Raw genomic sequence first — 12,837 nt, 5'->3', positions numbered from 1 at the left:
GCTCCTTGCCAGAAACACGATATTTGACTGTTCACCGGTGACTCAGCCGAACCCTAGCCACGAAACACCAGGTAGTAAATTTGCCGAACCCCACTGCCCGAAAAGCGATCACAGTTTGCCAGCCGGTATGCACGCAGGTAGCCACCGGTATGGACACCCCCACGCCCCGCCACGCTCCACGTCTGCCGCCCTTGACAGCTAGCACCCATCCCGCAAACTCAATAGGGCCGAAAGTCCCTCGCGCACAATGAAAAACCGCCGGGTGGTCACGAGGACCACCCGGCGGTGTGAATCAGGCTGCGGCCGAATCGATTACCGGCCGCGCTCGGCGAGGATTACCAGCCGCGCTCGGCGAGGCGGTGGGGCTGGGGGATCTCCTCGACGTTGATGCCGACCATGGCCTCGCCCAGGCCGCGCGAGACCTTGGCCAGGACGTCGGGGTCGTCGTGGAAGGTGGTGGCCTTGACGATGGCGGCGGCGCGCTCGGCCGGGTTGCCGGACTTGAAGATGCCGGAGCCGACGAAGACGCCCTCGGCGCCGAGCTGCATCATCATGGCGGCGTCGGCGGGGGTGGCGATGCCACCGGCGGTGAACATCACGACGGGCAGCTTGCCGGTCTCGGCGACCTCGCACACCAGCTCGTAGGGGGCCTGCAGTTCCTTGGCGGCCACGTACAGCTCGTCCTTGGACAGCGAGGTCAGGCGGCGGATCTCGGCGCGGATCGTGCGCATGTGGGTGGTGGCGTTGGAGACGTCGCCGGTGCCGGCCTCACCCTTGGAGCGGATCATGGCCGCGCCCTCGGTGATACGGCGCAGCGCTTCGCCCAGGTTGGTGGCGCCACACACGAACGGGACGGTGAAGGCGAACTTGTCGATGTGGTTGGCGTAGTCCGCGGGGGTCAGCACCTCGGACTCGTCGATGTAGTCGACGCCGAGCGACTGCAGGATCTGCGCCTCGACGAAGTGGCCGATCCGAGCCTTGGCCATGACCGGGATGGAGACGGCGTTGATGATGCCGTCGATCATGTCCGGATCCGACATGCGGGACACGCCACCCTGAGCACGGATGTCGGCCGGAACCCGCTCGAGCGCCATGACGGCGACCGCGCCGGCGTCCTCGGCGATCTTGGCCTGCTCCGGCGTGACGACATCCATGATCACACCGCCCTTCAGCATCTCGGCCATGCCGCGCTTGACGCGGGCGGTACCGATGGTGGGCGTGGTGTCGGGCGTGGTCACGGCAAACTCCTGGGTCATGTGGGCCAATCGGATCGTTTGAATTCGAACACCGGCTCGGAATCGAACACCACGATTCTAGGCTGCGGGTTCAGGCCACTTCATAGCCAGTCCGACACGACTGGACTGCCCACCTGCACCGGAATGACGGGCGTCACAATTCCGGGGCTACCGCGTCGCAAATACTCGTTGACCCGAACACGCCTCGCCCGCCGGGATCGACGGCGATGACAAGTGAATCGCACGAGGTCCGCGCGCTGCTCGCCGCGGACGATGTGAGCGGCCCGGCACGCACACTGCGCCGGATCGCCGACACCCTCCCCGTCGATGAAATGGCCTCGATCACAGCCGAATTGGCGGACCGCACAAAGCCGACGGCACCCCGGACTCGGGGGACGATCGCACTCCGCCCGACCCCGACCAGGTCCTGGCCGATTTCGTCGCCACCACCCGGGACACCTGGCAGCTGGGCTCCCGGGCCCGGTGAATTCACCGGGCCCGGTGCGCAGCTCGTTCTTCGGCTGAGCGCTCGAGACCGGTGAACGTTCAGCTCAGCTGAAAGAAGTAGCGGCTGGTGGGGACGAGGTCCAGGTTCAGGTGCGCCCCGAACCGGACCACGCTCTCCATCATGGCCGTGACCCGGCGCTGCAGTTCGGCATCGTCGCCGCCGCTGCCGTAGAAGGCGTGCGCGCTGGTCATGGCGGCCATCGGGAACAATTCCTCGACGAGCGCGTCGACCTGCTTGCCCTCGGTGACGGCCTGGGCGACGGTGTTCTGCACGTAGCCGAAGGTGTCCTGGGTCTCGATGGCCACCGGGGTGTGCAGGACGTGCCAGTTGTGCAGCCACTCCTCGCGGGTGAGGTTCTCGGGGATGCGCAGGATGGCGATATTGGCCAGTGCGTCGGTGCGCTCGCCGTCGGCGACCTCGGGCGGTTCGATCGGGCGGCGCTCGTGCACTACCCACCCGTTGACGTCGTCGGCCACCGCCCGCAGCGCGGCCGTCACGGCCTCGTGGTCACCCTCGGTCCACACGCTGACGATGGCGTCGATCGGCGCGTCATAGGTGGTGTGCCGCACCTGGGCGGCCTCCACGTCGGCGTCCCGGACGTTCACCTGCAAGGCGCTGACCCCCAGCCCGGTCAGCTCTTTGCGCAGCTGCTCGCCCCGCAGCCGCTCCCCCAGATCCGCACCCCACAACGCGTACATCAACTTCATGCCGTAAGTCCTTGCCACAGATCACCATTGATCGGCCCACCGTAACCGCGGATCGGCTCCGGCGGACGGGTTCGCGCTCGCGGTCCCACCCAGCGGACGCGCCCGGGGTCAGCGGATGGAGCGGACTTCGGGATCGGTGTCGGAGTCGGCGGCGGTGATCGCCTCGGCGAGCAGGTGATCGAGGTGGTACGGGTACACGGTTTCGCCCGAGTGGTCGAGGTGGGCGATGTCGGTGGGGGTGCACCACTTGTTGCCGGTGATGGAGCGGCGTTCGATGAAGTTCAGGTTGGTGGGGACCGGGTCGAAGCTCTTGGCGCGCAGGGCGAAGAAGAGTTCCTCCGAGCGGATCAGCTCACCGTTGAACGGGAACACCGCGACGCGCCGCCACAGCGGACCGCGCAGCGCCGACGAGTCGGCGGCGTGACCGGTCTCCTCGTAGAGTTCGCGGATCGCGGCCTCACGCAACGTCTCCCCCGGATCGACGCCGCCGCCGATGGTGAACCAGAACGGCACATCCGGGATCTTCGGGTCGACGCCCTGCAACAGCAGGACCCGATCCTGCTCGTCGATCAGCACCACGCGGGCCGAGGTCCGGACGGTGTCGACCTCGAGGCCGGTCGAGGCGGCCGCGGTGACCCGTTCGGCGATCTCGAAGTACACCGGCAGCGGGGCGGTACCGCCGAGGTGCAGCCACCGGACCAGGCGGCGGGTGCGCAGGGCGAGGGTGTCGCGGACGGCGTCGTTGTGGAAGCGGCGGGCGATGAGCACCCGCGCCTCGGCGTCGGCCAGCTCGGCCACCAACTGCGGCGGCAGCAACGCGATGTCGACCGCGGACAGCGCCGCGGCGAGCTGATTCTCGACGGTCTCCCGGTCGCGCCAGTTGGAGCGTTCGGCGCGGTCGGCCAGCGCGGTCAGCCGGCGGGCCTGCTCGACCAGCGCCGGATCGTAGAGACCGGCCAGCGTGGTCGCCACCGAGCGCGCGACGACCGCGCGCCGGGCCAGCGCCGCGTCCAGCGCGTGGCGGGCCTGGTCGGTGCGCACGTGCAGGCGGTCGAGGCGGTTGGCGGTGGTGTACGCCCAGACCGCGGCCGCGATGAGGGCCGCCGCGACGAGCGCGAGAACCAGAATGGTCGTCGCGGAGAAAGTGATCATCCGGCGGTCCTGACGCGCACGTCGCCGACGGTGACGGTCTCGTAGACCCGCAGGATCTGCTCGGCCACGACCGGCCAATCGTATTCGCCGACAACCTGATTGGCGGTGCGGATGTACTCCTCGCGCCGCTCGTCGTCGGTGAGCATGGCGCTGATCGCCGCCGACAGCCGCGCGGAGTCGCCGACCGGCACCAGCATGCCCGCGGTGCCGTCGCGCAGCACCCGGCGGAAGGCGTCCAGATCGCTGGCCACCACGGCGGTCCCGGCGGCCATGGCCTCCACCAGCACGATGCCGAAGCTCTCCCCGCCCAGGTTGGGCGCGACGTACACGTCGGCACTGCGCATGGCCGAGGCCTTCTCCGCATCGGTGACCTGCCCCAGGAACCGCAGATGACCCGCGTTCTCCCCGGCCTCACGGCGCAACCGGTCCTCGTCACCGCGCCCGACGATCAGGATCTCCACGTCGGCATGCTCGCGGACCAGCTCGGGCAGCGTGCCCAGCAGGACCTCCATGCCCTTGCGCGGCTCGTCGAACCGGCCCAGGAACAGCACCGATTTGCCGGGTTTCGGATAGCCGTCCAGCAGCGGCGCGTGCGCGAACGCGGGCACGTCGACCCCATTGGGGATCTCGACCGCGTCGCCGCCGAGCGCCTCCACCTGCCAGCGCCGCGCCAGCTCGCTCACCGCGATCCGGCCACTGATCTTCTCGTGGTACGGCCGCAGCACGCCCTGGAAAGTACTCAGCACCAGCGATTTCGTGGTCGAGGTGTGGAAGGTGGCCACGATCGGCCCCTCCGCGATCTTCAACGCGAGCATGGACAGGCTGGGCGCGTTGGGTTCGTGGATGTGCAGGACATCGAAGTCGTTGTCGGCGATCCAGCGCCGGATGCGGGTGTAGGCGGTGGGCCCGAAGGACAGTCGCGCGACCGACCCGTTGTAGGGGATCGCGACCGCTTTACCGGCGGAGACCACGAAGTCGGGCAGCGGCGTGTCGTCGGCGGCGGGCGCGAGCACGCTCACCTTGTGGCCGCGCTCGATGAGCACCTGCGCCAGCTCCACGACATGCGACTGCACCCCGCCCGGAACGTCGAACGAGTACGGGCAGACCATGCCGATCTTCATAGTGCCCCTGTCCCCGGCTCCTCGGAGCCCAATGCCTGCTGCTCCCGAGAGCCCAGCGCCTGCTGCGCGGCCGCGATGCGATCCAGCCTGGCCTGCGATAAATCACTCTTCCACACCGGCTGCAACATGTGCCAGTCGGCCGGATGGGCGGCGATATTGGCCGCGAACACATCGGTCAGCGCCTGGGTGGCGGGGGCCATGCCGCCCGCCAGATCGAGGGCCTCGAACACCTGCATGCCCCAGCCTTCACGGCCGTCGGCGTCGACGGTGAACCAGCAGTGCACCGGCAGCAGCGCGGCCCCCGTGTCCTGGGCGAGCTTGGCCGCGCCCGCGGGCAGCCAGCTGTCCTCGCCGAAGAACGTGACCGGCACGCCCTTGCCGGTGATGTCGCGTTCCCCCATCAGGCACACGATCTTGTTGTCCCGCAACCGATCCGCCAGCTGCGGGAACGGCGGCTGCTCACCGCCGGTCAGCGGGAACACCTCGAAGCCGAGGCTCTCGCGGTATTCGACGAACCGCTCGAACAGCGACTCCGGCTTCAAACGCTCGGCGACCGTGGAGAACTGGCCGTAGTTCTGGACCAGCCAGACTCCCGCCATGTCCCAGTTGCCCGAATGCGGCAGCACCAGCAGCACGCCCTTGCCGCGGGCCAGCGCGGCGTCGACGTGCTCGATGCCCTCCACGCGCAGCGACTTGCCCAGCGCCACGTGGTCCATCGACGGCAGCCGGAACGCCTCACGCCAGTAGCGGGCATACGAGCGCATGCTGTCGCGGATCAGGCTGTCCGGCACCAGGTCCGGCGTGGTGCCCAGCACCCGCGCCAGGTTCTTGCGCAGCTGGTTCGGATTGCCCCGGCGCGCGGCCTTGTTCGCCTTGCGGGCGGCGAGATCCGCGCCCCGGTCGAACAGGCGGCGCGCGGTGCGTTCGGGCAGAGCGCGAACCAGCCGCCATCCGGCCGCGTATGCCTTGTCGGTCATCGCGGACGTGAAATCGGTTGTCACCGCTGCGGTTCCTCCGGGGACTGCGCCGCGGGGGCGATGATGTCGCGGGCGCCGGGCGAATTGCGAACCGCCAGCACCCGCTGGAAGACGGTGACGATGCTGAGCACGGCCAGGATGTACATGGCGACATAGACCGCGTACGACAGCCATTCGATGCCGAAATAGCCGCCGATACCGGTCAATCCGGCGCCGACCAGCACGATGACCAGCCGGTCGGGCCGCTCGATCAGGCCGCCGTCCGCCGAGAGCCCGCTGGCCTCCGCGCGCGCCTTGGCGTAGGAGATGACCTGCGAGGTCACCAGCACCACCAGCGTCGCCACGAACAGGTGCTTCGAGTGCTCGGTGTACACCGCCCACCAGGCCAGCGCCGCGAAGATGGCGCCGTCGGCCACGCGGTCACACGTGGCGTCCAGCACCGCACCGTATTTCGTGCCGCCGCCGCGCGCGCGGGCCATGGCGCCGTCCAGCATGTCGAACATGACGAACAACCAGATCACCATGGTTCCCCAGAACAGGTGATCGGTCGGGAACAGCGTCACCGCCGCGGCGATCGAGGCGGTGGTGCCGATGAGCGTCATGGCGTCGGGGGTCAGCCCCGTGCTCACCAGCGCTTTGCCCAGGGGCGCGGTCGCTTTGGCGAACGTCTCGCGACCGAAGAAGCTCAGCACGCTACAAACTCCCGGCCGCTACCGCTCATACGGGGCCCTTCGGGCATGAGCGGGGGCCCTCCATGGTCACGCTTCGCTACCGCTTCCGGGCCTGACCCGCTCATGCCGTATCCGCTTCCTTCCACGCCTGTGCCAGCAGCGCCCGGGTCTCCCGGAGCAGCTGCGGCATCACCTTCACTCCGCCGACGACGGTAATGAAGTTCGCGTCCCCACTCCAGCGCGGCACGATATGTTGATGCAGATGATCGGCGAGTGAACCCCCGGCAACGCCACCGAGATTCAGCCCGACATTGAAGCCCTCGGGCCGCGACACCTGCTTCATCACCCGGATCGCCTGCTGGGTGAACGCCATCAGCTCGGCGCTCTCCGCGGCGGTCAGGTCCTCCAGGTTGGCGACGCGACGGTAGGGCACCACCATCATGTGGCCGGGGTTGTACGGGTACAGATTCAGCACCGCGTACACCGATTCACCGCGCGCGATGATCAGCCCGTCCTCGTCCGACATCTCGGGGATGTCGGTGAAGGGGTGCCCGGTCTTCTTGGGCGCGTCGGCCTTCGGCTCGGTCGCGGTGTCGCGATCCTCGGCCTCGCCGGTGATGTAGGACATCCGGTACGGGGTCCACAACCGCTGCAGGCGATCCGGATCTCCCGCACCGGTGTCCACGATCTGCTCGGGCACGGGTACGAATGCTTCGCTCATCGACCCGCCTTGCGGATCTCGAAGCCCTCCGCGGTCGGCGAGCTGTTCTCCCGCCGCTGCACCCAGTCCACGACGGTGGCGACCGCGTCGGCCACCGGCACACCGTTGACCTGGGTGCCGTCGCGGAAGCGGAAGCTGACCGCGTCACCCTCCACGTCGCGCGCGCCGGCCAGCAGCATGAACGGCACCTTCTGCGCGGTCTGGTTGAAGATCTTCTTCTGCATGCGGTCGTCGCTGCGGTCGAGCTCGGCGCGAATCCCGTTGTCCTGCAACTGTTCGATCACCTTGTCCAGGTGCTCGGCGAAGGCCTCGGCGACCGGGATGCCGACGACCTGCACCGGCGACAGCCACGCCGGGAACGCGCCCGCGTAGTGCTCGGTGAGCACGCCGAAGAAGCGCTCGATGGAACCGAACAACGCGCGGTGGATCATGACCGGGCGGTGCTTGGCGCCGTCGGAGCCGGTGTACTCGAGCTCGAAGCGCTCGGGCAGGTTGAAGTCGAGCTGGATGGTCGACATCTGCCAGGTGCGGCCCAGGGCGTCCTTGGCCTGCACGGAGATCTTCGGGCCGTAGAACGCGGCGCCGCCCGGATCCGGGACCAGCTCCAGACCGGAGTCGGTGGCCACCTTCCGCAGGGTCTCGGTGGCCTCCTCCCACAGCTCGTCGGAGCCGACGAACTTCTTCGGGTCCTTGGTCGAGAGCTCCAGGTAGAAGTCGTCGAGGCCGTAGTCGCGCAGCAGCGAGAGCACGAACTGCAGCGTGGAGGTGAGCTCCGCGTGCATCTGCTCCTTGGTGCAGTAGATGTGCGCGTCGTCCTGCGTCATGCCGCGCACCCGGGTCAGGCCATGCACGACGCCGGACTTCTCGTAGCGGTAGACCGAGCCGAATTCGAACATGCGCAGCGGCAGTTCACGGTAGGAGCGCCCGCGCGACCGGAAGATCAGGTTGTGCATCGGGCAGTTCATCGGCTTGACGTAGTAGTCCTGGCCGGGCTTGCGCACGGTGCCGTCCTCGTTGAGTTCGGCGTCCAGGTGCATGGCCGGGAACATGCCCTCGCGGTACCAGTCCAGGTGGCCGGAAACCTCGAAGAGGTGCCCCTTGGTGATGTGCGGGGTATTGACGAACTCGTAGCCGGCGGCGGTGTGGCGGCGACGCGAGTAGTCCTCGAGCTCCTTGCGGATGATGCCGCCCTTGGGGTGGAACACCGGCAGGCCCGAGCCCAGCTCGTCGGGGAAGGAGAACAGGTCCAGTTCCAGGCCGAGCTTGCGGTGGTCGCGCTTCTCGGCCTCTTCCAGCAGGCGCAGGTGCTCGTCCTGGGCCTCGGTGGACTCCCAGGCGGTGCCGTAGATGCGCTGCAGGTCCTCGCGGGACTGGTCACCGCGCCAGTAGGCGGCCGAGGAACGGGTCAGTTTGAACGCGGGGATGTACTTGGTGGTCGGCAGGTGCGGGCCGCGGCACAGGTCGCCCCAGATCTTCTCGCCGCTGCGCGGGTCCAGGTTGTCGTAGATGGTCAGCTCTTTGCCGCCGACCTCCATGACCTCCGGATCGTCGATGCCCGACTTGTCGGAGATGAGCTCGAGCTTGAACGGCTCCTTGGCCAGTTCGACCCGGGCCTCGTCGATCTCGACCACCCGGCGCGAAAACCGCTGCGCGCCTTTGATGATCTTCTTCATCCGGGACTCCAGCTTGGCCAGATCCTCCGGGGTGAAGGGACGGTCGACCTGGAAGTCGTAGTAGAAGCCGTCCTTGATGTACGGGCCGATGCCCAGCTTGGCCTCGGGGAACTCCTGCTGCACGGCCTGGGCCAGCACGTGCGCGGCCGAATGCCGGATCACATTGCGGCCGTCCGGCGAATCGGCGGTCACGACCTCCACCTCGGTGTCCAGCTCCGGCACCCAGGTCAGATCCTTCAACGCGCCGTCCGCGTCCCGCACCACGAGCACCGCGCCCGGGCCCTTGCTCGGCAGGTCCGCCTCGCGCACCGCGGCCCCGGCGGTAGTCCCAGCCGTGACCCGGACGCGGGCGGCTGGGGTCTGCTGGGGTGAGGTGGTCACGGCTGGACACTCCTAGGCGTTTCACGGCGGCGATCCATCCGCCGTACAGGTTGGACATGACGACCGGGCACCCCCCTCGTGAAGGGCAGAGCCCCGGCGGCCACCACTCTATCGGCACGGTTGTCCCCGCGCGCCGATGGACCACCCCTGCGCCCCAGGGTGTTCGGCCCCGCACACGCCGTCAGCCGCGCGCGGCGACCTCGGCGAGCAGCACCTCGCGCTCCGCGGCGGGGCGTTTGGGGCAGCTGGTGCACATGGTGCAGCCGGGGACCTCGAAGACCAGGCAGCAGGAAATGCGGCGGACGAAGGTGCGGCCGCCGACGTCCTGGAATCGGGGTACGGGCAGGCGTCCGGCCACGTCGCGGGCCAGCCGCGCACCCGCTTCCTCGGCTCCGATGTCGAGGGCCCGGTTGCCGATGGCATCGGCCACGATCGCCCACAGTGCGGCCACGCCCGCACCGGACACCTCGGCGACCACCGGGATCACCCGGGAGAGGGTGTGGCGCAGCGCGTGCCCGACAGATGCTGTCGCGCAGCCGCTTTCGGGCCCCGAGACGCAGCCTCCGAGGTCGGTGGAGCGAACTTCGGGCTCGGTGTCACCGGTGGGCGCGGGCGTCAGCGGATCCACGATCGACGCGGCGGCCATGTCCGGGGCGGTCGCCGCGTCCGATCCGAGGGCGATCAGGCGGGCGGCGATCCGGTAGCCATGCGGTTCGCCCAGCACACGCTCGACGCCGCCGTCCGGCCGGATCTCGAGGACGATGCGCTCGAGTGCGGGGTCGAACGCGGGCGCATCGCTGGCGATCGCCGCGACGATCGGGTCCACCAGGGACGACGCGGCCATGCACCACCACAGGGTGCCCGAGACCCGCGAGTCGGCAGTCCCCCACGAGATCCCCATGTCGGCGATCCGTTCGGCCAGCCACTCCGGGCGTAGCAGCTCGGTGCCCGGCACGAGGGCCTGTGAAACGGGGGGCTGCGCAACCATTTCCATTCGACTCCGATCCGGCCGTTCACGGTGATTACTACCCACGATGTCACGTTTGGACGCCGAAGTGGACCGCTCCCCCGCGACCCTCCCGCGCACCCGATCAACCCGCGATTCCGCGAGGCGCGCTCAGCGTACGGCGCGCGCGCCGAACCGCCCGGCAGACGCGCCAGGCGAACCCGCCCGAGGACGGTGCGGCGTCCCTCGGTCGACACCGGTCGGCGGAGGAGACCGATCACGAAGGGCCATGCGGCCCGACCACGCGACCGTGCGAGCTCGACCCACCGGCCCTTCATGATCCACGGGACCGAAAAGCACGGTGGCGCGGGCAATCCCGGATGGGACTGCCCGCGCCACCGCGCGGTGCGGGTCGATCAGTGGGTGTGCGCCAAGGCCGATAGCTCGGGGGCGTCGATCTCCCGGATGCCCGCCGAGGTCACCTCGAGCACGCGGGCGGTGCCGATGTCGAAGAACAGGCCCTTGATCTGCAGGCCGTGTTCCGCCATGGCGCGCCGGACCACGGGGTGGGCCCGCAGGGTGTCCAGCTGCACCGCGACGTTGACGATGGAGAGCTGGTCGTCCACGCCGTAGCCGGCCCGGGCGGCCGCGGCGGCGACCGGGTCGTCGGGGTGGAAGCGGTCCAGGCTGGCGCGGCCGTGGACCAGCCAGTTGCCCAGGCCGGGTCCGGTGGGTCCGCCCGCGACCAGGGCTTTCATCGCCCCGCAGGCAGAGTGGCCGCACACCACGACATTGTCGACGCGCAGTTCCTCGATGGCGAACGACAGCGCCGCCTCGACGGAGGTGTCGCGGCCGCCGGGGACCACGAAATTGCCGACATTGCGGATCGTGAACAGGTCACCGGGTCCGGTATTGGTGATCACATTGGGCACGATCCGCGAATCCGCGCAGGTCAGGAAGAGCGAGTGCGGGTTCTGGACGTCGCGTAGCTCGTCGAGGTGCGGGCGCACCACGTGGGCGTTGCGGCGGTGGAAGGCGGCCACGCCGTGGGTGATCGGGTTGCCGTCGTCCTCGCGCCACGGTCGCAGCACGTCGTCGAGCAGGGTGCGGGCACGGCCCCGGACCGGCGGGCCGGCCAGGGCGTGCGCCATGCGGGCGGTGCCGAGTTCCACGTATTCGACTGTGCCGCCGGTGTTCTCGTGCTGGCCGGCCCAGTCGTGGATGGCCTCGTAGGCGGCGTGGTCGAGGAAGTCGACGCTCAGCTCGACCAGCACGTCGGCGCCGGTCGGGACCTTGCCCAGTTCCGTGGACAGTTTCGGCAGCGCCAGGAAGGTGCAGGTGCCGTCGATGCTGACCAGCCAGCGATCGGTTCCGGCGACCTCGCCCGCGGTCACCGACACGCGGACAACTCGCCACAGCAGGAGCCCGAAGGCCAGCACCAGGCCGATGATGACGCCCTCGAGCAGGTTCAGGAACACCACGCCGAGCACGGTCACCACGTACACCAGCAGGTCGCCGGTGCGCCGGGCCAGCTTGATGTGGGCCAGTTTCACCAGCTGCACGCCGACCACGATGAGCAGACCGGCCAGCGCCGATTTCGGAATCTGCTGCACCAGTCCGACCAGCGCGACCGAGAACACCAGCACCCAGACGCCGTGCATCAGGGCGGAGGCGCGGGAGCGTGCCCCGGCCTGCACATTGGTGGCGCTGCGCACGATCACGCCGGTGACGGGTAGTCCGCCCAGGGTGCCGGAGATCATGTTGGCCGCGCCCTGACCGATCAGTTCGCGGTCGAAGTTGGTGCGCGGGCCGGTGTGCATCTTGTCCACCGCGACCGCCGACAGCAGGCTCTCCACGCTGGCGATCAGAGCGATGGTCAGGGCGGCGAGCACCACCGCGCCCCAGTTGCCCGACGGCATTCCGGGCAGGCCGATGGCGTCGAACAGCGAGCCGCTCAACACGATTCGCTCCGGGGAGCCGGGCAGCACCAGCGACAGCACCGTGCCGACGACGACCGCGACCAGCGGGCCGGGCAGCACCTTCACCTTGCCGGGCACGTACTTCCAGCCGAACATGATGGCCATCACGACCGCGCCGATCAGGAAGTCGTCGCCGTGGATGCTGGACAGCTCACCGGGGAGCTGGATCACGTTCTGCCAGGCCGAACTATGGGACGCGCCGCCGAGCAGCACATGCAGCTGCTGCAGCGCGATGGTGATGCCGATTCCCGCCAGCATGGCGTGCACCACCACGGGTGCGATGGCCAGGGCGGCGCGGGCAATTCGGCTGAGCCCGAACAGAATCTGGAGCAGACCGGCCAGGACGGTAATGAAACACGCCGTCTTCCAACCGAACTGGGTGATGGTTTCGGCGACGACGACGGTCAGACCGGCCGCGGGGCCGCTGACCTGCAGCGGGGAACCGCCGAGCAGGCCGACCACGATACCGCCGACCACGGCGGCGATGAGTCCGGCCGCGATGGGCGCGCCGGAGGCGACCGCGATGCCGAGTGACAGCGGCAAGGCGACGAGAAAAACTACGAGGGATGCAGGCAGATCGTGACGCAGCAGGCTGTCGAGCCTGCCTTCGGATCTACCTGGCGGTGAATCGGTGTCGCGAGACATATCGCTCCTCAGCGAGCATGTACAGGGGCATCGAATAAAGACCGCGGACGGCGTTGGCCGCGCACTCACCGGACGAGCAAAGGCCAGGCTAAAGGTAAAGTCTTAGCAAAGTCTGAGAAAA

At 68.8% G+C, this 12,837-nt stretch carries 10 protein-coding genes; all 10 read right to left on the bottom strand.

The genetic code is table 11. The annotated features are described in order from the left end of the window. Positions 1 to 335 precede the first annotated feature (335 nt). Positions 336 to 1,238, bottom strand: a complete 903-nt coding sequence (pdxS, locus tag ACQPYY_RS13990; protein ID WP_033089600.1) for a pyridoxal 5'-phosphate synthase lyase subunit PdxS — start codon at positions 1,236 to 1,238, stop codon at positions 336 to 338. A 543-nt stretch (positions 1,239 to 1,781) separates the two neighbouring features. Further along, positions 1,782 to 2,450, bottom strand: a complete 669-nt coding sequence (locus ACQPYY_RS13985) for a hypothetical protein (protein WP_433594065.1) — start codon at positions 2,448 to 2,450, stop codon at positions 1,782 to 1,784. Between the two features lie 108 nt (positions 2,451 to 2,558). Beyond that, entirely contained in the window at positions 2,559 to 3,599 is a 1,041-nt protein-coding gene (locus tag ACQPYY_RS13980) for an NUDIX hydrolase (RefSeq protein WP_433594644.1), read from the bottom strand. Further along, a complete protein-coding gene (locus tag ACQPYY_RS13975; RefSeq protein ID WP_433594064.1) occupies positions 3,599 to 4,723 on the bottom strand; it encodes a glycosyltransferase family 4 protein in 1,125 nt (374 codons plus the stop codon). The genes ACQPYY_RS13980 and ACQPYY_RS13975 overlap by 1 nt, the downstream gene beginning before the upstream one ends. Beyond that, entirely contained in the window at positions 4,720 to 5,700 is a 981-nt protein-coding gene (locus ACQPYY_RS13970) for a phosphatidylinositol mannoside acyltransferase (RefSeq protein WP_433594643.1), read from the bottom strand. The genes ACQPYY_RS13975 and ACQPYY_RS13970 overlap by 4 nt, the downstream gene beginning before the upstream one ends. Positions 5,701 to 5,720: 20 nt before the next feature. Continuing rightward, on the bottom strand, positions 5,721 to 6,392 hold the full coding sequence (pgsA, locus tag ACQPYY_RS13965) for a phosphatidylinositol phosphate synthase (RefSeq protein WP_379097522.1): 672 nt from the start codon (positions 6,390 to 6,392) through the stop codon (positions 5,721 to 5,723). Between the two features lie 100 nt (positions 6,393 to 6,492). Further along, positions 6,493 to 7,092, bottom strand: a complete 600-nt coding sequence (locus ACQPYY_RS13960; RefSeq protein ID WP_379097519.1) for an HIT family protein — start codon at positions 7,090 to 7,092, stop codon at positions 6,493 to 6,495. Then, positions 7,089 to 9,146 (bottom strand): threonine--tRNA ligase, encoded by a 2,058-nt coding sequence (gene thrS / locus ACQPYY_RS13955; RefSeq protein ID WP_379097516.1) that lies wholly within the window; start codon positions 9,144 to 9,146, stop codon positions 7,089 to 7,091. The genes ACQPYY_RS13960 and thrS overlap by 4 nt, the downstream gene beginning before the upstream one ends. A 181-nt stretch (positions 9,147 to 9,327) precedes the next feature. After that, the gene (locus ACQPYY_RS13950; protein WP_433594063.1) at positions 9,328 to 10,134 is read right to left on the bottom strand and encodes a (2Fe-2S)-binding protein; all 807 of its coding nucleotides are present in this window, start codon (positions 10,132 to 10,134) and stop codon (positions 9,328 to 9,330) included. A gap of 374 nt (positions 10,135 to 10,508) precedes the next feature. After that, a complete protein-coding gene (locus ACQPYY_RS13945; protein ID WP_433594062.1) occupies positions 10,509 to 12,716 on the bottom strand; it encodes a SulP family inorganic anion transporter in 2,208 nt (735 codons plus the stop codon). Between the last annotated feature and the right edge of the window lie 121 nt (positions 12,717 to 12,837).

It is taken from the genome of Nocardia sp. CA-145437, from assembly GCF_050956485.1.
Lineage (GTDB): Bacteria > Actinomycetota > Actinomycetes > Mycobacteriales > Mycobacteriaceae > Nocardia.
This window is presented reverse-complemented; position numbering and strand designations above follow the sequence as displayed.